The organism is Ligilactobacillus murinus, from assembly GCF_003288115.1.
Classification (GTDB): domain Bacteria; phylum Bacillota; class Bacilli; order Lactobacillales; family Lactobacillaceae; genus Ligilactobacillus; species Ligilactobacillus murinus.
In genome coordinates, this window is record NZ_CP023565.1 from 1,906,192 (window position 1) to 1,926,366 (window position 20,175).

Annotated in this window: 15 protein-coding genes; 10 read left to right on the forward strand and 5 right to left on the reverse strand. The window is 41.1% G+C overall.

Features of this window, described 5'->3' with window-relative positions:
• Positions 1–369: 369 nt before the first annotated feature.
• Positions 370–6,939 (forward strand): Rib/alpha-like domain-containing protein, encoded by a 6,570-nt coding sequence (locus CPS94_RS09340; RefSeq protein ID WP_112193974.1) that lies wholly within the window; start codon positions 370–372, stop codon positions 6,937–6,939.
• Positions 6,940–7,064: 125 nt separating this feature from the next.
• Here the strand turns inward: CPS94_RS09340 and CPS94_RS09345 are convergent, their stop codons facing one another.
• From CPS94_RS09345 to CPS94_RS09355, 3 genes are all read right to left on the reverse strand, one after another.
• Entirely contained in the window at positions 7,065–7,538 is a 474-nt protein-coding gene (locus tag CPS94_RS09345) for a universal stress protein (protein WP_112195909.1), read from the reverse strand.
• Positions 7,539–7,610: 72 nt separating this feature from the next.
• Positions 7,611–8,498, reverse strand: a complete 888-nt coding sequence (locus CPS94_RS09350; RefSeq protein ID WP_112193976.1) for a CPBP family intramembrane glutamic endopeptidase — start codon at positions 8,496–8,498, stop codon at positions 7,611–7,613.
• Between the two features lie 57 nt (positions 8,499–8,555).
• Positions 8,556–9,302, reverse strand: coding sequence for a deoxynucleoside kinase (locus CPS94_RS09355; protein WP_112193978.1), 747 nt, complete (start codon positions 9,300–9,302; stop codon positions 8,556–8,558).
• A gap of 219 nt (positions 9,303–9,521) precedes the next feature.
• On the opposite strand from CPS94_RS09355, the gene CPS94_RS09360 reads away from it, so the two are divergent.
• The 4 genes from CPS94_RS09360 to CPS94_RS09375 all read left to right on the forward strand — a co-directional run bounded on the left by CPS94_RS09360 (position 9,522) and on the right by CPS94_RS09375 (position 13,329).
• Entirely contained in the window at positions 9,522–9,998 is a 477-nt protein-coding gene (locus CPS94_RS09360; protein WP_004051005.1) for a nucleoside 2-deoxyribosyltransferase, read from the forward strand.
• A gap of 144 nt (positions 9,999–10,142) precedes the next feature.
• The gene (locus CPS94_RS09365; RefSeq protein WP_004051003.1) at positions 10,143–10,370 is read left to right on the forward strand and encodes a hypothetical protein; all 228 of its coding nucleotides are present in this window, start codon (positions 10,143–10,145) and stop codon (positions 10,368–10,370) included.
• Between the two features lie 159 nt (positions 10,371–10,529).
• Positions 10,530–12,677, forward strand: a complete 2,148-nt coding sequence (locus CPS94_RS09370; RefSeq protein WP_112193980.1) for an ATP-dependent Clp protease ATP-binding subunit — start codon at positions 10,530–10,532, stop codon at positions 12,675–12,677.
• Positions 12,678–12,780: 103 nt separating this feature from the next.
• Positions 12,781–13,329, forward strand: coding sequence for a 5-formyltetrahydrofolate cyclo-ligase (locus CPS94_RS09375; RefSeq protein ID WP_112193982.1), 549 nt, complete (start codon positions 12,781–12,783; stop codon positions 13,327–13,329).
• A gap of 90 nt (positions 13,330–13,419) precedes the next feature.
• On the opposite strand, the gene CPS94_RS09380 is transcribed toward CPS94_RS09375, so the two are convergent.
• Positions 13,420–14,865: an amino acid ABC transporter substrate-binding protein/permease gene (locus CPS94_RS09380; RefSeq protein ID WP_112193984.1), complete on the reverse strand. Its 1,446-nt coding sequence runs from the start codon at positions 14,863–14,865 to the stop codon at positions 13,420–13,422.
• A 161-nt stretch (positions 14,866–15,026) separates the two neighbouring features.
• Between CPS94_RS09380 and CPS94_RS09385 the strand changes: the two genes are divergently transcribed.
• Positions 15,027–15,782: an NAD(P)H-dependent oxidoreductase gene (locus CPS94_RS09385; RefSeq protein WP_112193986.1), complete on the forward strand. Its 756-nt coding sequence runs from the start codon at positions 15,027–15,029 to the stop codon at positions 15,780–15,782.
• Positions 15,783–15,822: 40 nt separating this feature from the next.
• On the opposite strand, the gene CPS94_RS09390 is transcribed toward CPS94_RS09385, so the two are convergent.
• On the reverse strand, positions 15,823–17,007 hold the full coding sequence (locus tag CPS94_RS09390; protein ID WP_112193987.1) for an ROK family transcriptional regulator: 1,185 nt from the start codon (positions 17,005–17,007) through the stop codon (positions 15,823–15,825).
• A 295-nt stretch (positions 17,008–17,302) separates the two neighbouring features.
• Here CPS94_RS09390 and CPS94_RS09395 point away from each other — a divergent pair, with 295 nt between their 5' ends.
• From CPS94_RS09395 to CPS94_RS09410, 4 genes are read left to right on the forward strand one after another with little or no spacing between them, the layout of a single operon-like run.
• Entirely contained in the window at positions 17,303–18,592 is a 1,290-nt protein-coding gene (locus CPS94_RS09395) for a PTS sugar transporter subunit IIC (RefSeq protein ID WP_112193989.1), read from the forward strand.
• A complete protein-coding gene (locus CPS94_RS09400; protein WP_112193991.1) occupies positions 18,592–19,491 on the forward strand; it encodes a DUF7916 family protein in 900 nt (299 codons plus the stop codon). The genes CPS94_RS09395 and CPS94_RS09400 overlap by 1 nt, the downstream gene beginning before the upstream one ends.
• An 11-nt stretch (positions 19,492–19,502) precedes the next feature.
• On the forward strand, positions 19,503–19,820 hold the full coding sequence (locus tag CPS94_RS09405; protein ID WP_076149657.1) for a PTS sugar transporter subunit IIB: 318 nt from the start codon (positions 19,503–19,505) through the stop codon (positions 19,818–19,820).
• A gap of 11 nt (positions 19,821–19,831) precedes the next feature.
• The gene (locus CPS94_RS09410; protein WP_112193993.1) at positions 19,832–20,149 is read left to right on the forward strand and encodes a PTS lactose/cellobiose transporter subunit IIA; all 318 of its coding nucleotides are present in this window, start codon (positions 19,832–19,834) and stop codon (positions 20,147–20,149) included.
• Positions 20,150–20,175 lie beyond the last annotated feature (26 nt).

A 20,175-nucleotide genomic window follows, 5' to 3' on the forward strand; every position in this document is an offset into this window, starting at 1 on the left:
GTTGTAGCCAAAGCAACTGCTTTGAATAACACTAACGCCGAGATTATAACATATTGTTTTATTAGAGACAAATCACTTTATTTATTGAAAGTATTAGCAAATTTAACTTTTTAGAGTGTGTAATTACTTATTATTCAATATATTTTTTATAATTATCTAATTTTTATATTATAAAAAACGTAATGTTATTATTTGTTTTTTATGATAAATACTTTGTTTTAAAAAGGGATTAAAGTTTAAGATTTTGAACATTCAAGTAATATCATTTGAGTTTTTTTATATAAAAAGTTAGTATTATGTTACGGAATGTAAATGTTTACAAGGATTTAATGTTCTTGTAAATGGTCAAATAGAGATGGAGGTTTTTATATGCTCTCAAAAAATAACAAGAAGCAACAATCTCAAAAGATGGAACCAAAACATCAACGCTTTACGATCAAAAAGTTTAGTATTGGGGTAGCTTCTGTTTTGATCGGGACGACATTTGCCGTTCATCGAACTAATAGTGTTTTAGCCGATCAGACAAATAATGAGTCAGGAACTGAAATGGTTGAAACCTCGGCCGAAGATCCAGGTGATACATCAGCTGCTACCGAAGAGGCAAATAATGAAAATGGAGCTCCAGCTGAGGATGCCACTACCAATGAAACACCTCAAGCTAAAACTCCAATGACAGATAGTAATGAGACGACTGAAGCGCCAACTTCAGAAGACACTACCACAACCAATGATAGCACAACTGTAGCTGAAACACCAGAAGTAGCGGCTACTCCTGCAACGACACCAGAAGTGACTGATACGACACAAACAACAGAAACACCAGCTGAAACGGAAGCGCGATCAAGTGAAACGCCCACAGCTGAAACACCACGACCCGAAGTGCAACCAACAACTGAAGAAGCTTCGGCAAAAGCATCAATATTACGTGCTGCAGGCGCAAATGGTGAAGATGATCAACCAAGCGCACAAGCTGCTGGACCAAGTGTTTCAGATGCACTGCAAGAAGAGTTAGAAAAAAATGCGATCTATAGTCCCGGTGATCCAACTGCTAAGCAAACCTATTCTGGTAAAGCTTGGTTGGATACGAGCCGTGGCGGTTTAGATGGTATGGGTAAGGATTCGACCCCAATGGCGGGTGTCAAGGTTTATTTGCAGTGGGTAAATGGTAATGGTTATGTTTCTAAGATCTACTACACCACGACTAATGCTGATGGGACCTTTGCGATCGATCTTTCTGATCCAAATGGACTAGAACAAAGTAAATTTGAACTTGCAGGTGATGCAAAATTTGCGATCAGAACATGGGTCCAAAATCCAGATCCTGAAAAATACAGTATTGTTCAAGCGGGGGATAAGATCTATGGTTTCCATACACGTTTGAATCGTAAGAATGAATCCTGGGACTTTACCGCTGGGGTCAATCGGATCGTTAACTCAATGGTCATCTTCCAAGAAAAGATGGGCTTAGAAGATTGGCTCGTTAAGCCAGAAGATCAATGGGAAATGCCACCAAATGTCGATGGTAGTTGGCCAGATCGTGGTCTATCTGGGGCAGTTACCGGTTGGGTCTGGTATGAAAATGGTGATGCAGCTGGTACTTTAGCTAACCAATGGATCAATGACAGTAACGACGTCAAAGCAACGGGGACTAAAGTTGTTGCCTCATACTTGAATGATGAAGTGACCATTTTGATCGATGAATGGGCTGCTGCTCATAAAGGATATTCACTTGATGATATGAAAGCTGCGCAGGCTGAGATCATTGCTAAATACCAAGAAGAACACGGTGTAGGTTCGCATATTGCTGAATCTGTTGTTGGCACTGCTGACGCTAACGGTAAATACTATATTCCATTTAGAGGTTTGTATGGTGCTAGTCCAACGACAAAAGGTCTTTCAGTTAGTGCCGATAAGTGGCATACTTTGGTTTCCGATGCAGATATCAATAACAGTAATATCACGCTTTGGAATGGAACTGCGCTGGGTCCATTGCGCCATATCAATGCGAAGTATATGTATGTTATGCCATTGATCGATAACTACAACATTTGGAATGATGCCTTTACTAACAATATGTTCCAAGATGCAAATAGTTTTTTGACTTCAGTGGGAACGACTTCAAACTATGGTTCGGTCAACTTTGCTTTATTGACTCCACAGCCAATGGTCGACATTTTAAATTATGATACCGGAAATAACCATGCCTTTGCAGGCGACAAAGTTGAGTCGACTGTAGGTGGTTTATTCCCAGCCCGTGAGTATCAAGTTCAATGGTTCAAAGATGGGGTCGCCTATGGGTCAGCGCAAACGATCACTTCTAGTACAGATGGGACTTACAAGCCAGATCTCTTTACGGTACCTGATGATATCACAAGCGATACCAACTTTACGGTCGCAGTCTTTGAACAAGGTGAAAGTACTAAGAGTTTAGACAATGCTTTAGCCTTAGATTCCTTTATCGCAAGCGTACCGATGGCTGATTCTTATGTCCCAGCATATGAAGAATTAGCTGGTACGATCGGTCAGGATACGACCCCAGTGACACCGACATTTACCGATGCGACAGGTCAAGCTACAACAGCGCCAACAGGTACGAAGTTTACCCCAGCTGCTGATGCGGATATTCCAGCTGATATCAAAGCAACTGTGCCAGCCGATGCCAAAGTGCTTGATCCAGCCGATGTTACGATCGATGAAACGACAGGTGCAGTTACAGTTAAGGGTAATGCTTTGACAGGTAAAGGCACATATGTCACCCCAGTTCAAGTGACCTATCCAGATGGTTCTAAGGACTTTGTTTATGTCACTGTCAATGTAGCAAATGATGCAGCTACGACCTTTGAAGCTACTGGTGGCGAACTGACTAAAGACTTTGGTCAAGCGCCAACGCCAGAAGAGATCTTAGGTAAAGTAACGACCAACTACCCAGATACACTAAATGACCGACCAACAATGGCGATCAAAGAAGGGACGACCTTGCCAGATGGACAAACTGCGGGCGACTTTGATATTCCAGTAGTAGTAACCTATCCAGATGGTTCGACTGATGAAGTTACTGTTAAAGTAACGATCAAAACCCCGATCGCTGATGATTATGATGTGACTGGTGGCCAATTAAATAAAGAACTTGGTAGTCCAACCACTGCTGAAGAAGTGACCAGCAAAGTGACATTTACTGAGACTGGTAAGACTGATCCGATCGCAACCCCAGCAGGGGCAACGATCACAGTGGACGACCCAGCTGGTCTACCAGATGGCAATACAGCTGGAGTTTATGATGTTCCAGTAACGGTAACGTATCCAGATGGCACAACGGACAAGACAAATGTCAAAGTCGTAGTAGGTAACGTGATCCCGATCACTGATCCAACGCAACCGACCCCAGAAGGCTATGTGCGTGTGACCTTTGATCAGGGTGCAAATGGTACTTTTGCAGCTGATGCTAAGACGATGTTTGATGTTAAAGTTGGGACGGCAATGACAGAAGTACCAGTTCCGACTGTAACGCCAGCAGCTGATTACTTGCATACTGGCTGGAGCCCAGAATTAGCAGAGACTGTTACGGATGCAGCTAATTATGTGGCTCAATACAAGATCAAAGACAATGTTCAATATGTTGTTGAGGGTGGTACCATCAATAAAGCCTTTGGCGATCCAACCACGGCTGATGAAGTGATCGGAGCTGTGATCACAGGTTATCCGACAGATAAAACTCCACAACCAACGATCACAGTGGATGATCCAACTAAATTGCCAAATGGTACCGAAGCTGGTGAATTTGATATTCCAGTAACAGTGACCTTCCCAGATGGCACAACGTCGACTACGACAGTCAAAGTTATCGTAATGGATAAGGTCATTGATCGGACAAATGACCCAAATGCTCCGACCCCAGAAGGTTATGTCAGAGTAACATTTGATGCTGGTACAAATGGTAAATTTGCTGATGGTGCAAGCTATGTCTTTGATGTTCGTGAAGGCACGCCAGCAAGTGAAGTTACCGTTCCAACGATCGAACCAGCAGAAGGTTATGTTCAAAATGGTTGGGATCCAGTCTTGCCAGATACCTTTACCACAGGTGGAACTTTTGTAGCTCAATACAAAGTTGCGGCAACGGATGCAGATAAGTACGAACCAACTGGTAAAGATATCACAACCCCAGTGGGCGGCACCCCAGATCCAGGAGACGGAATTGCCAATAAGGGCGACCTTCCATCAGGCACGAAGTATGAATGGAAGACACCAGTAGACACGACGACACCAGGAGATAAGGAAGGTACGATCGTTGTAACGTATCCAGATGGCTCTAGTGAAGAAGTGACAGTAAAAGTCACGGTCACAGAAAACCCAACGGATGCAGATAAGTACGAACCAACTGGTAAAGATATCACAACCCCAGTGGGCGGTACTCCGGTAGCAGAAGAAGGTATCGGCAATGTGTCAGACCTTCCATCAGGTACGAAGTTTGACTGGAAGACACCAGTGGATACAACAACACCAGGTGAAAAGGAAGGCACGATCGTTGTGACGTATCCAGATGGTTCGAGTGAAGAAGTGACAGTGAAAGTCACAGTCACAGAAAACCCAACGGATGCAGATAAGTACGAACCAGTTGGTAAAGACATCACAACGCCAGTGGGTGGTACTCCGGTAGCAGAAGAAGGTATCGGCAATGTGTCAGACCTTCCATCAGGTACGAAGTTTGACTGGAAGACACCAGTGGATACAACAACACCAGGTGAAAAGGAAGGCACGATCGTTGTGACGTATCCAGATGGTTCGAGTGAAGAAGTGACAGTGAAAGTCACAGTCACAGAAAACCCAACGGATGCAGATAAGTATGAACCAACTGGTAAAGATATCACAACGCCAGTGGGTGGTACTCCGGTAGCAGAAGAAGGTATCGGCAATGTGTCAGACCTTCCATCAGGTACGAAGTTTGACTGGAAGACACCAGTGGATACAACAACACCAGGTGAAAAGGAAGGCACGATCGTTGTGACGTATCCAGATGGTTCGAGTGAAGAAGTGACAGTGAAAGTCACAGTCACAGAAAACCCAACGGATGCAGATAAGTACGAACCAACTGGTAAAGACATCACAACGCCAGTGGGTGGTACCCCAGAACCAGGAGACGGAATTGCCAATAAGGGCGACCTTCCATCAGGTACGAAGTATGAATGGAAGACACCAGTAGACACAACGACACCAGGAGAAAAAGAAGGTACGATCGTTGTGACGTATCCAGACGGTTCGAGTGAAGAAGTGACAGTGAAAGTCACAGTCACAGAAAACCTAACGGATGCAGATAAGTACGAACCAACTGGTAAAGATATCACAACGCCAGTGGGTGGTACCCCAGAACCAGGAGACGGAATTGCCAATAAGGGCGACCTTCCATCAGGTACGAAGTTTGACTGGAAGACACCAGTGGATACAACAACACCAGGTGAAAAGGAAGGCACGATCGTTGTGACGTATCCAGATGGTTCGAGTGAAGAAGTGACAGTGAAAGTCACAGTCACAGAAAACCCAACGGATGCAGATAAGTACGAACCAACTGGTAAAGATATCACAACGCCAGTGGGTGGTACCCCAGAACCAGGAGACGGAATTGCCAATAAGGGCGACCTTCCATCAGGTACGAAGTATGGGTGGAAGACACCAGTAGACACAACGACACCAGGAGAAAAAGAAGGTACGATCGTTGTGACGTATCCAGACGGTTCGAGTGAAGAAGTGACAGTGAAAGTCACGGTCACAGAAACTCCAACGGATGCAGATAAGTATGAACCAGTTGGTAAAGACATCACAACGCCAGTGGGTGGCACACCAGAACCAGGAGACGGAATTGCCAATAAGGGCGAGCTTCCACCAGATACGAAGTATGAATGGAAGACACCAGTAGACACAACGACACCAGGAGAAAAAGAAGGTACGATCGTTGTGACGTATCCAGATGGTTCGAGTGAAGAAGTGACAGTGAAAGTCACGGTCACAGAAACCCCAACGGATGCAGATAAGTATGAACCAGTTGGTAAAGACATCACAACGCCAGTGGGAGGCACACCAGAACCAGGAGACGGAATTGCTAATAAGGGCGAGCTTCCACCAGGTACGAAGTATGAATGGAAGACACCAGTAGACACGACGACACCAGGAGATAAGGAAGGTACGATCGTTGTGACGTATCCAGATGGCTCTAGTGAAGAAGTCAACGTGAAGGTCAAAGTTGGTACTGATGCAGATCTGTATGATCCAGCTGGTAAAGACATCACAACGCCAGTGGGAGGCACACCAGAACCAGGAGACGGAATTGCCAATAAGGGCGACCTTCCATCAGGTACGAAATTCGAATGGAAGACTCCAGTGGATACAACGACACCGGGAGAAAAAGATGGCACGATCGTTGTGACGTATCCAGACGGCTCGACTGATGAGATCACAGTGAAGATCACAGTTACAGCTAACAAGACTGATGCCGATAAGAACGAACCGATCACTAAGCCGATCGAAGTCATTCAAGGGCAAGTACCAGATGCTAAAGATGCGATCGCAAACTTAGGCGATCTGCCAGCTGGTACTAAAGTCGAATGGGTCGAAATGCCAGATACTTCTAAAGTAGGCATGTTCAAAGCGTTAGTCAAAGTCACGTATCCAGACGGCTCGGTTGACATCGTTGAAACAACGATCACGGTCAAAGCCAAAGCAACTGCTGGTGGACAAACACCAAGTACTCCAAGTCAAAAAACAGAGGCACCAGTAGCACCCCCAACAACTAACAAGCAAACACTACCAAATGCAACTAAGACTGAGTTACCACAAACGGGTGATTCAGACGATCAAAAGGCTAAAGTACTTGGGGCAGCTTTAACTGGCTTGGCAGGACTTGTAGGTTTAGGTGCTTTGAAAAACAAGAAGAAACGTGAAGAAGAATAAGCGTTGACCTTTTAGCTAGGACTTACCCAGCCTAAAAGAGGCAGGCTATTTCAAGTGATTTGAAATATGCCTGCCTTTTTGTGTACAAAAAATAAGACCTTGAGTCGTTTCAAGGCCTTAAATGATCATTTCAAGTTTTCTTCAGTGGAGCGAGCCACTAACACATCGCATTTAGCTGCTCGGGTCACATGAGAAGCAACAGAACCAGTCACGATGCGGTGCAAGAAGCTCTTGCCAGTTGAACCAACGATGATCATGTCGATGTTGTATTCAGGTTGAAAATCTTCGGTGATCACGATCTTAGGATTGCCAAAACGAATGTGGACATTGATCTGATCAGTCTTAAAACCGTGCTTTTCAATGAGTTCTTCACGCAATTTGAGTAAATAAGCTTCGTTTTCTTGTTCGATCCGATGGATCTGTTCCCCATCTAAAGCGATCCCGGCGCCACCGTATTCGAGTGAATTGAGGTCTAAGACACGTAAAATATCTAAATGAGCTTCATTTCTTTTAGTTACATCGATCGCAGTTTCTAACGCGACATCGGAACCCTTAGAACCATCGATCGCTACTAATACACGTTCATAATTAAGTGCCATCATGCATCACCTTACCTTTATCTCTTTATTTAATGATACTCCCTTGGCTTAAATATCTGCAAGCGATATCCCTTAGTGAAGCGGAGTCAAACCAGCTAGCATTTCTAATAAGCAGATCACAAGTAAGATCATGAAAGGAAGATTGAACAAAGCGCTCCTTATGACGGAATAGTCGATCGGGGCAAATAATTTTTGACGTTGTGTATGCCAAAAACGATATAAATAATAAAGTCCCCCGAGTGCTAAACTTCCCATGATAATGGTGCTGATAGTTGTGGCAGTATTTTCTGAGAATAACTGTAAAAAACGGTCTAAAAAATCAGCTAGAACCATATTATTAAAGATATGGACAGCGATCGCATATTTGAGACCGTAACTCACAGTAATATAACCGAGCAAAAGTCCTAAAATGAAAGCGAAGGGTGTCTGGACGATGTTACCATGGTAGATGCCAAATAAAATGGCTGAAAAAATAATTGCAAAGCGAACACCATAGCGTTTGAAGTTTTGCAAAAGAAAACCGCGAAATAAGATCTCTTCTCCAAACGGGGCTAAAAATGATCCATAGATAAACATCGAGAGCGTTTCATTAGCTCCAGTAGCACTTTCTTCTTGGTTTTGAGCACTCAGATGAAAGAAGTTTAAAAGCATCTCGATCAAGGTACTGTTGTAGCTGAAAATGATCTGTGTCAGACCTAAAAAGCAGACCCATTGAAAAATTTTGTGGGCAGTTGGTTGGCGATAAACATCAAAAAGTTGGCGTTGAGTCTTTTTATTTGTGGCAACAAAGATGATGAATAATTCAGCTGCAACTGCAAAAAAGTATGGGACGCCACTTTCATCGGGATTTTCTGGATTTAAGATGCTAAGTGCTTGTAAAATAGCAATATTAAATGCTATTAAACAGGAAAGGCCGACCCAAAGTGTCTTTTTGAGATCTTTACGTTCAGTTTTTTCCATATAACAAAACCTTCTTTCATAAAAAATAGAGCTGAGAAAGTACTCTCAGCTCTATTATCACCCAACTTCATTTAATAATTCAAGATGTTGTTTCTTTAGGTCGGCAAGTTGTTCTTTACTGATCTTGTTTAGTTCGTAAAGCTTTTCTTCGATTTGTTCTAAGACTGCGATCCGATCAGCCACACTGCCAACAAAATCGTATTTGTCGCCATCAATGATCAAAAGTGGCGAAGAATCGTACTCTTCCATCCAAATATCGTAATGACGTAAAAGACGTTGGTAGTATTCAACTAAGGAAGGATCACGTTCGACTAGTTCATAATCACGACCGCGTTTTTCGATTCGTTTTAACATTGTATCGTAGGACACTTTGATCGTGATCATCAAATCAGGTGACTTCTTATGGGATGCAAATGGTAGTTCTTCCATCATATTTGAAAGTAAGCTCTTGTAGATGTCATATTCGACTTTAGTTGCGTTACCCATTTCGGTGTTCATCTTCATGAAGATCTCGTCTTCGTAGATCGAGCGGTCCAAGATGTTGTTGTCTTCTTGCATAGCAGCCTTGATCATTGCAAAACGGCGGTTTAAGAAAAATGTTTGCAAGAGATAGGCATATGGGTTAGTTGCCTCTTTATCGCCAGCTGCGCGTTTTTTAGCAGCGATCTCGTTACCTTTGTAGAAGATAGGTAAAACAGGGTTGTCTTTGACGGGTTCGTAATAGGCTTTAGTGCCTAATTCTTGAGCTAAGATTTCGGTTAAACTCGACTTCCCAGAGCCGATGATTCCTGATAGTGTGATCAAAATGATTGAAGCATCCTTTCCTATAAGATCTGGTTAGTGTTAAATTATTTAAGTACCTCTACAATCATACTCGGAAATCGCGTAAAAATAAAGCGTATCTTGTGTTTTTTTAAAATTAACCACAACATGTTGTGGGGGGATTGAAGAGAGTGCAATAACTTGCTTTTACTGATTTTAGTCACGTATACTGAAAATATATTTATCCTAGGAGGAACTAAAATGAAATCTGTATATCTTGCATCACCATTTTTTAGTCCAGCTCAAAAAGAACGGATCGCTAAAGTTAAAGCTGCTTTGAGCAATAATAAAACGATCGATCCAAAAAATATCTTTATTCCTCATGAACATGAATATAAAGCAGCTGAATTTGGCAGCTTTGAGTGGCAAAAAGCTACTTTTGGCCTTGATACTAACCAGATCGATGCGAGCGATGTAGTCGTAGCGATCGTGGACTACAAATTAGAAGAGACTAAAGAAAACGAACCAGACTCAGGGACAGCCTTTGAGATCGGTTATGCTTATGCGACTAAGACACCAGTGATCGTTGTGCAATTTGATCCGGAAAAAGAAGTCAACTTGATGATCGCCCAAGGTTTGACAGCTTATTTTGATGTTACAAAAGAAGGTTTGGCAGCTTTGGAAGAATATGATTTTGACGAATTGATGCCAAAATTCTGTCCTCGTCCTGTGATCTAAATAAGTTTGCCTAGCTCCTACTATGTGGTAGGGGTTATTTTTTTATAAAAAATAAAGTTTAAAAAAATATTTCACATTTGTGGTATTTTACACTTGTGAAATATCACAAATGTGGTATAATTATTTTTGTGGAGGTGAGGACCAATGGAGATCGACATCAAAGGTTACCTGCGTGAAAAGGAATTGACTATTTATGAGGTATCCAAGAGGTCAGGTTATGGTTATACGACCCTTCATAAATCGTTCAACAAGCAACAAACTCGTGCAACTTCCCTGAATTTGCGTGATCTTGACGCCCTAGCTAGGGCACAGCATGCAACGATGTGGCAAGTTTTGCAAGAGCTTGAAGAAAACTATATGAATTGGAAGTAATGTAGTATTACGATTTATGATTCTAAAAGGCTCTGGTTGTTCGCTTGGGCTTTTTTCTGCAGACAGGTGTTTTTGTTTGCAATGCAAAATTATAAGTTGTATATTACAAGCGTTATAAATTTAAAAAATTATTTAAGTAAAAAAAGCGAGGGATTATTTATGGCTAGATATACAGATCCATTTGGAGACATGGACGACATCTTTAATCAATTATGGGGTAACAATGGTTTAAGTTCAGAAAGTAGCCGCTACATGATCAATGGTCATGAAGTTACACCTGAAGAATTCAGACAATATCGTCAAACAGGTCGCTTGCCAAATCAAGCTCAACAACAAGCTGCTCAAGCTCAACAAGCTGCAATGCAACAACAAGCTGGCCAACAAGAAGGTAGTGTTTTGCAAAAGCTTGGTCGTAATTTGACACAAGATGCACGTGAAGGAAAGTTAGATCCAGTTATTGGACGTAAAAAAGAGATCCAAGAAGCAGCTGAGATCCTAGCACGTCGTACGAAGAACAACCCTGTTTTAGTTGGGGATGCTGGTGTTGGTAAAACAGCTGTTGTTGAAGGCTTAGCTCAAGCGATCGTAAACGGTGATGTACCAGCTGCGATCAAGAATAAAGAGATCGTAAGCATTGATATTTCTTCACTTGAAGCTGGGACACAATATCGTGGTAGTTTTGAAGAAAACATCCAAAACTTGGTCAATGAAGTTAAAGAAGCTGGCAACATCATCTTGTTCTTTGATGAGATCCACCAAATTTTGGGTGCTGGTTCGACTGGTGGTGATAGTGGTTCGAAAGGTTTAGCTGATATTTTGAAACCTGCATTGTCTCGTGGCGAAATTTCGGTTATCGGTGCAACGACACAAGATGAATACCGTAACACTATTTTGAAAAATGCTGCTTTAGCACGGCGTTTCAATGAAGTTGTCGTTAATGAACCAACACCAGAAGATACCTTCAAGATCTTGGAAGGTATCCGTAAACTTTACGAAGATCACCACAATGTTGTCTTATCAGACGATGTTTTGAAAGCAGCGGTTGACTTCTCAGTCCAATATATCCCACAACGGACATTACCTGATAAGGCGATCGACTTAGTAGATATGACGGCTGCTCACTTAGCCTCACAACACACGGTCACAGATGCTAAGCAGATCGAAGCTGAGATCAAGAAAGCTAAAGATGAACAACAAGCAGCTGCTGATAAAGAAGACTACGAAGAAGCTTTGAATGTTAAAGCTAAGATCGATGAATTAGAAGCAAAATTAAACAGCAATTCGGAAGCCCAAAAAGTTACCGCAACAGTTGATGATGTTGCTCAATCCGTTGAACGTTTGACAGGTATTCCTGTATCTAAAATGGGTGCAAGTGATATCGAACGCTTACGTAACATCGAAAGTCGCTTGAAGGGCAAAGTTATCGGTCAAGATGAAGCTGTTGAAGCTGTTTCACGTGCTATCCGTCGTAACCGTGCAGGCTTTGATGATGGCAACCGTCCAATTGGTTCCTTCTTATTCGTTGGATCTACAGGTGTTGGTAAGACTGAATTAGCTAAACAATTAGCTTATGACATGTTTGGCAATAAAGACGCGATCATCCGCTTAGATATGTCTGAATACTCAGATCGGACAGCTGTTTCTAAGTTGATCGGAACAACAGCAGGCTATGTTGGCTATGATGACAACAGTAACACTTTGACTGAACGTGTTCGTCGTCAACCATACTCGATCGTTTTGTTAGATGAGATCGAAAAGGCTGATCCTCAAGTTATCACCTTGTTATTACAAGTACTTGATGATGGTCGCTTAACAGATGGTCAAGGTAATACGGTCAACTTCAAGAACACAGTGATCATTGCAACTTCAAACGCTGGATTTGGTAACGAAGCTTTGACAGGCGATGAAGAAAAAGACGAAGAGATCATGAAGAAGTTAGCTCCATACTTCAGACCTGAATTCTTGAACCGTTTCAACGCGGTCATCGAATTTTCACACTTGACTAAGGAAGACTTGCATCACATCGTTGACTTGATGTTAGCTGATGTAAACCGCAACTTGGCTAAGAAGGGCTTAGACTTAGAAGTTTCTGAACCTGCTAAGGAATTCTTGATCGAACAAGGTTACGATGAAGCTATGGGTGCTCGTCCATTGCGTCGTGTCATTGAACAACAAATTCGTGACAAAGTAACTGATTTCTACTTGGATAACGTTGATGTTAAGCATTTAGAAGCAGATATGAAAGATGGAGTTTTAGTTATCGCAGAACGTAAAGAAGCTGCTGCTGAAGCAGAAACAAAAGACTAAGATGTCTCCTAAACGATGAAATAACACACTTGAGCAACCGTCAGTTCTTGACGGTTGCTTTTTTTGGATTGAATGGCTTATGCTTGAAATGAGGGGGATACTAATGCAGACTAAAATAGAATTTCGTAAACAACAATTAAAAAAATTAACCAGTGCGACGCTAGAGACTAAAGCTTCTGGAAGTAAGTTAGCCAAAAAATTATTTACTACAGATATTTGGCAACAAGCACAAACGGTCGGGCTAACGATGGCAGGCGACCTTGAAGTGCCGACTGAGGTGATAAGTATCCAAGCTAAACGTGAGGGGAAAAAAGTTTTTTATCCGCGCACGCTGCCAAAACGCCAGATGGTCTTTTTACCAGCGAATACGGAAAAAGATTTTGAGATGAGTAAGTTTGGTGTCTTAGAACCTAAATATGATGCTAAAAAAGTTCAAACTGACATAGATCTTTTGGTCGTTCCGGGGATAGCCTACGCTTTAGACAGCAAGATCCGCTTAGGTTTTGGCGGAGGTTACTATGATCGCTATTTAAAAAATTTCCCAGGAAATACTGTATCTTTGGTAGCACCAGCAATGGCTTATCCAACGGCTCAGTGGCCGATAGATGAATTTGATGTTCCACTCCAAAATATGATCACGCTGACAGACTAAAAATATAAATAGCGCGAGCCCCACCAACATCATGGTGGAGCCCGCGCTATTTACTAAGTAATATATTTTAGCTATGTTTTGTGTTACTCACTAGTTCATTTTCTTTTGAACGTAATTTGATAACCAAGTCAAAAGTGTGATGATGATGAGGTAGATCAAAGCGATGATCGTCCACACTTTGAAGCCTTCAAGGTTACGAGCGATGATGATCTTACCAGTCTGAGTCAATTCCAAGATCCCAATGATCGAAAGGATCGAGGTGTCCTTTAAGGTAATGATGAACTGGTTGACAAAGGATGGCACCATGATCTTGAGTCCTTGGGGCAAGATAACTTTACGCATTGCGGTACCAAATGGAAGCCCTAATGAACGGGCGGCTTCCATTTGACCCTTGTCAACGGCTTCGATCCCACCTTTAACAAAAGCAGCGGTGTAGGCACCTTCATTTAACATCAAGGTGATCACCCCAGCAACAAAGGCCGGGATCTTGACCCCAGTAAGCGAGGGGAGTCCATTATAGATGAACAAAGCTAGGACTAGTAGTGGTAACCCACGGAAAATATAGATAATAGTGGTGGAGAGACCTTGGGCAAATTTATTAGGCAAGATCCCAAGTAAACCGATGATCACCCCAAAGATCGTTGCACAGATGATCCCGACGATCGTTAAGTAAAGGGTCTCACCTAGCCCTTTTAACAAAGCTTGGCGGTTTTGTTTTAATAACCCAAGAAATGTGCGTTCACTATTCCCATCTTTTTTAGCTTCTTTTTGGGCGGCTACTGTTTTGGAACTAAGATAGCGATCAACGATTTTTTGATATTCGCCATTTTTCTTGATCTTAGCTAAGCCAGCATTAAATTTTTTGAGTAATTCTTGATTTTGTCCCTTCATCACAGCAAAGCCATAGTAGCCACCTTGGGCTGGTTTGGTGACGATCTTAAGGGCGGTTCCGGTTTTGATCGCATATTGCATGACAGGAATATCTTCAAAACATGCGACCGAATTTCCATTGACAACATCATTATACATATTGTCAGAATCATCAAAAGTAACCGTAGTAAAACCATATTTGTCTTTTAAAGACATGGCGTATTCACCGGCTGCCGTTCCAGTTTTGATCGCTACACGTTTACCACGCAATTGTTCGAGTTTAGTGATCTTACTATCTTTGGCAACAGCCATGACAAAGCCAGTTTTATAGTATGGATCTGAAAAATCAAATTTTACTTTACGCTCATCAGTCATTGCCATCCCAGCCATGACACCATCTAATTGACCTGATTGGAGTGATTGGACGGCAGCATTGAAACCAACGGGCTTGATCGCGACTTTGAAATTTTCTTCTTTAGCGATCGCTTTTAACAGATCGATATCGATCCCGACATATTGATTATCTTTATTGGCAAATTCAAATGGTGGATAAGTAACATCTGTTCCGATCTGATAAGTTTTTTCTGCATGCGCTGTAGAGCTGAAACTAAAGAAAAATAGGCATGCACAGAGTAAACTCACGAGTCCGAATAATTTTTTAGTCATAAAAATACCCCTTACAATGATATATATATTAATATACCATAATCAGGGTTTTAAAAATGGATAAATTTTTTAATTAATATTTGAGCAGAAAAAAGAGGAGATACGAGTAATTATGCTATAATGAGAGCGATTGAAGATTTTTTATGAAAGAAGGGCTTTTTGTGAAGATCATAGGAATTGCAGGTTGCTATAAGCGTGACGGGATCACAAAGCAGATGTTAGATCAAGTTTTAGCCAATGTTGGCCCTGAAAATGAAGTTGAACAGGTCTTTTTATTGGACTATGAGATCTATCCGGAAAGTCCTGAGCTAGCTAAGCTCGTTGAAAAATTAAAGCAAGCCGATGTTTGGGTCTTAGCGGCTCCGACCTATTGGGGGGCGTTATCGGGCGTGATGAAGAATTTTTTAGATTGTTTACGCCAATTGACCTTGCGTTTTGATGAAAATGGTGACCCGCATCCGCTCGAACCTTTTTTACATAAACATTATCTTTTATTGACGAATTGCTATACTAAGACTTGGGAAAACATGTTCACTGGAACGACTGATGCAGCTTTGCGCACGATGGATAAAGTTATGACAACTTTAGGCTTGATCAAAGCAGGTGAGGCAGTTCAAACCAATACATATTTTTTAACGACTTTATCGGCTAAAAAGCAAGTTGAGTTAAGCCACTTAGGCCAAAAAGCTGGTACTTTACAGCGAAAGGATGATCAGACTGTGAAACGTTATATCGAGTTATTTTTCATTGTGGCAGTAATGGCTTTTATCACGATGTTGATCCAAACGGGTGTCCTACATCTATTAGGCCAAACACTGGGATTTTGGAACAATTATATTTCTTTTGTGGTGATCTTTTTTATTCTATTATCGATCACACTGCATTTCTTTACGGTCGTCAAACATAAACGTAAGTAAAAAATGGACTTCAAAAATTTTTTTGAAGTCCTCTTTTTATTTAAAGTTTATTTAATAGAGTTCTGTTTAGTGCTAAAGCAGTTGCACCGATCGAACCGGTATAGATGTCAAAATTTTTGACGATAAATTGGTTAGCGCTTGTCATAGATGAAAGCGATGATTCGTAGTTTAACAAAGATAGTAATTGTTTTTTGATCATTGGTTCACTAAATAGTTTGCCACGGATAAAAACTTTACTTGAGTCAAGGATCATCGTCATATTAAGTAACGACAGGGCAATATAATTGATCGCAGTATCGATCAATAAAATGACCCCAGAGTCCCCTAAGCGATATGCCGTCAATAGTGTCTGCAAAGTGATATCTTTAGGACTAGTGGCTAGTTGACGTAAAAAAGTCGTAGTCGAACTTTCAAAGAGTAGAGCGGCTTTTTTTAAGAGCCAAGTCTCACTAGCATAAGTTTGAAGACAACCACGTTTACCACATTCGCAAAGATCTCCTTGCAAAGAAACACTTGTGTGCCCGATCTCACCTACTAAAAAATTTTGCTTACAAAAGATCTCACCGCAGTAGACATAGGAGCAATAGATGCCTCGTGCAAGATTAAAGAAGAGAAAATTATCTTCTTTATCAGGTGAATAAAGTTTTTCTGAAAGCGCCATGCAATTAACATTATTTGAGAAAAACACTGGTAGGTCAAATGCGCCTTTGATCGTAGCTAGTGAAAAATTTTGCCATAAGGGATTGTTGGTGACGATCTGGTCGGCTTTTATATAGTTGAAATGTCCTGGTAAGGCGATCCCGATCGCTTTGATCGAAACTGGACTTGCAAGCAAAAATTCTTGAAGTTTACTGATGAAATATTCACTAGTTAGATGGATCTCATTGTTTACTAAAGGATAGGCTGTTTGAGCGATGATCTTTCCCAGATTATCTGTCAGACTAAAAGTGTAATACCGTTCTGAGATCTCGGAACCAATGAAATAGCTATGATCATGGCAGATCGAAAGCAGGATCTTTTTTCGACCTGCTTTATTTTTTTTATCAAAAGTTTCTCCTGCTTCGTATAGTAAGCCCTCCTCGACCATTTGGCTAGTGAGTGAACTGACCGTCGCTGGTGTGATATTTGTTTTATTAGCGATATCGATCCGTGAGATCGCACCGTTTGTATACACTTCGTCTAAGATCTTAGCACAAAGTTCACGTTGTTTTTTTGTAAGTGCCATGTATCGTAGTCCTTTCGTTAAAATTAACAATAAAAAATAATTTATTTTAGATAGATGGATAGTAACTATATTGCTGACAATCACTATTATACTACGATCAATGTGTTTTAAAATAGAATTTTGATTTGTTGGATTTTATAACTAAATTGTTGACAAAAATCAAAAAAGTGTATTACAATTCATTTGTTAATAAATTATAACTAAAAATATAAATAACAGGAGGTATTGTTTATTTTTGGTGATTTATTAATTGAGTTAAGGAGATTCAGACAAAAATATAGGAGTTGAGCAAGAAATGAGTAATAAGGGTCAAAGTATTCAAGATAAATTGATGCCATTTGCGATGAAATTAGGAAATAACAAATTTTTAGTCGCGATCAGAGATGGGATCATTTTATCAATGCCACTTATCATCATTGGATCATTTTTTATGATCTTAGCAACTGGCTTTTCGATCCCCCCGTTTGAAAAGTGGTTGACAGATGCTGGTATTGGCGCTTACCTTTACAAAGGTTCAGATAGTAGTTTTGGTTTGATTGGTCTAGTATCCAGTTTTGGCATCGCTTACAGTTTGGCGAAACAATATAAGACTGACGGGGTCTCGGCTGGTATCGTCTCACTGTCATGTTTTATCGTAGTTACACCATTTTTAACTTCAAAAGATGGTAGTTCGATCTTGACCTCATACATGACAGCACAAGGTTTGTTTGTTGCGATCATTTTAGGCCTGATCAATGGTTACGTTTATCAGTGGTTTATCAATAACGATATTGAGATCAAACTTCCTGATAGTGTTCCCCCAGCTGTCTCTAAGAGTTTTAGTGCGATCATTCCAGGCGCAGTGCTAGTTTCGTTTTGGTTATTAGTTTACAGTTTATTAGATCATTTTAAATTGCCTGATATGCACTTATTAGCAAAGACCATTTTAGGTGTGCCATTGGGAATGCTAGGAAATAATATTTTAGGCGTTGTGATCTTAGTTTTATGTAATAGTCTCTTTTGGTTCGTCGGACTTCATGGTGGTAATATCGTCAACAAGATCATGGAACCGATCTGGATCGCAAATTTAAATGATAATGTGCAAGCTCACAAAATGGGCGAACCGTTACAGCATATTTTTACGACACCATTTATCAATAATTTTATTTATATCGGTGGTGCTGGGGCTACGATCGGTTTAGTGATCGCTTTAGCTTGGATCGCACATCGTAAAAAAGCTAGTCAACGTGCCAAAGCTCTCTCACCGATCACATTGATCCCAGGTTTTTTCAACATCAATGAACCAACGATGTTTGGGGTACCGGTTGTTTTGAATGTATTATTGATCGTACCATTTATCTTGGCACCATTGATGAACTTGTTGATATCATATGCAGCAGTCAAAGTGGGGATCTTACCTCTGATCTATGCAGAACCAGGCTGGACGACACCACCGATCATCAGTGGCTTTTTATGTACTGGTAGCATAATGGGGTCCGTGGTCCAGATCGTTTTGATCGTTTTAGATGTGTTATTATATCTACCATTTATTTTGAACTTAGAAAAAACCTTTAAAAAAGAAGAAGAAAAAAGTGAGGAAAAGTAATGGTCAAACGTTTGATAAGTGCTGATACATCTGAAGTTTTACAGATGAGTGCACAGGAGTTAAAGCAAAGTATCAAAGCAAGTGAAGGACGCGTAGTTTTATCAGAAAATTTCGCGCCTCGGGAATGTTTTGTTGAAGATATCACTAATTCAGAAGTTGCTAGTGCTTTTGGAGCTGACTTGTTGTTATTAAATGGAGTTGATGTTTTTGAACCTAAGATCTCTGGTTTGAAGGCAAAAACCGATGAGATGATAGCTAAGTTACACGAACTGACTGGCCGTCCTTTGGGAGTGAACCTTGAACCAGTTGATCAAAACGCAAAGATGGCAGAGGATCGTTTGGATATTTCAGCTGGGCGTAAAGCAACTTCAGATACATTTAGACGGATCGAGACTTTAGGGTTTGATTTTGTCTGTTTGACGGGAAATCCTGGTACTGGTGTAACTAATGCCCAGATCAAAGATGCGATCGTACAAGCTAAGCGTGCTTTTTCTGGTTTGATCATTGCAGGGAAGATGCACGGTGCAGGAGTCGCTGAACCAGTCGTAGATCTAGAAGTTACAAGTGAATTGCTTGAAGCGGGGGCTGATATTATCTTAGTGCCAGCTGTTGGAACGGTCCCAGGCTTTACCCAAGCTCAATTATGTCAAGTTGTGTCATTGGTCCATCAAAAAGGTGGTCTAGTGTTATCAGCGATCGGGACTAGTCAAGAAAGTTCTGATATCGAAACGATCAAAGAGATCGCTTTGGTAAATAAGATCTGTGGTGTAGATATCCAACATATTGGTGATGCGGGCTATGGTGGTGTAGCTCCAGTAGAAAATATTTATGAATTAAGTAAAGCGATCCGCGGAGTTCGGCATACAGTTTCAGCGATCGCACGTTCGATCAATCGTTAGGGGGAAATGAAATGGCAAAAACAACGATCATGTTAGCTTGTGCTGCTGGAATGAGTACAAGTCTACTAGTAACAAAAATGCAAGCTGCAGCAAAAAAACAAGGTATCGAAGCTACGATCTTTGCAGTTCCTGTTTCGGAAGCAAAAAAGCAAACTGAAGAGCAAACGATCGATGTTATCTTATTAGGACCACAAGTTCGCTTTATGTTAGACGAGTTTAAAGAGACATTTGGTGAAAAACAGATCCCAGTCGAAGTGATCCCAATGGGAGATTATGGCATGATGAATGGGGAAAATGTTTTGAAATTAGCTCAAGGATTACTCAAATAGGAGAGAAAATTATGGATGAAAAAACCCTACAAGCTGTTATGGGCTTGATCATGTATGGTGGCGATGCAAAGAGTTGTGCAATGGAAGCATTGAAAGCTGCTAAAGTAGGGGATTTTAATGCAGCGCGGGCAAAATTAAAGCAAGCAAAGCAGGAGCTAGCTAATGCACATAACGCTCAAACTGAGATGTTAACAAATGAAGCTAAAGGTGAGACAGTTCAAATGACATTACTTACGGTCCATAGTCAAGATCATTTGATGACGGGGATAACTTTTGTTGATCTAGCTGAAGAATTAGTCGAATTGTACGAATATATAGCTCAAAAATAACTGCTATAAAGAGGCGGAGCTTGGAT

Bases quoted from the DNA above. Each gene is read 5' to 3' on its own strand.
- CPS94_RS09365 (WP_004051003.1), top strand. From the start codon at position 10,143: ATGGAGATCGACATCAAAGGTTACCTGCGTGAAAAGGAATTGACTATT.
- CPS94_RS09405 (WP_076149657.1), top strand. From the start codon at position 19,503: ATGGCAAAAACAACGATCATGTTAGCTTGTGCTGCTGGAATGAGTACA.
- CPS94_RS09410 (WP_112193993.1), top strand. From the start codon at position 19,832: ATGGATGAAAAAACCCTACAAGCTGTTATGGGCTTGATCATGTATGGT.
- CPS94_RS09360 (WP_004051005.1), top strand. From the start codon at position 9,522: ATGAAATCTGTATATCTTGCATCACCATTTTTTAGTCCAGCTCAAAAA.
- CPS94_RS09345 (WP_112195909.1), bottom strand. From the start codon at position 7,538: ATGGCACTTAATTATGAACGTGTATTAGTAGCGATCGATGGTTCTAAG.
- CPS94_RS09390 (WP_112193987.1), bottom strand. From the start codon at position 17,007: ATGGCACTTACAAAAAAACAACGTGAACTTTGTGCTAAGATCTTAGAC.
- CPS94_RS09375 (WP_112193982.1), top strand. From the start codon at position 12,781: ATGCAGACTAAAATAGAATTTCGTAAACAACAATTAAAAAAATTAACC.
- CPS94_RS09370 (WP_112193980.1), top strand. From the start codon at position 10,530: ATGGCTAGATATACAGATCCATTTGGAGACATGGACGACATCTTTAAT.
- CPS94_RS09340 (WP_112193974.1), top strand. From the start codon at position 370: ATGCTCTCAAAAAATAACAAGAAGCAACAATCTCAAAAGATGGAACCA.
- CPS94_RS09350 (WP_112193976.1), bottom strand. From the start codon at position 8,498: ATGGAAAAAACTGAACGTAAAGATCTCAAAAAGACACTTTGGGTCGGC.
- CPS94_RS09380 (WP_112193984.1), bottom strand. From the start codon at position 14,865: ATGACTAAAAAATTATTCGGACTCGTGAGTTTACTCTGTGCATGCCTA.
- CPS94_RS09395 (WP_112193989.1), top strand. From the start codon at position 17,303: ATGAGTAATAAGGGTCAAAGTATTCAAGATAAATTGATGCCATTTGCG.
- CPS94_RS09400 (WP_112193991.1), top strand. From the start codon at position 18,592: ATGGTCAAACGTTTGATAAGTGCTGATACATCTGAAGTTTTACAGATG.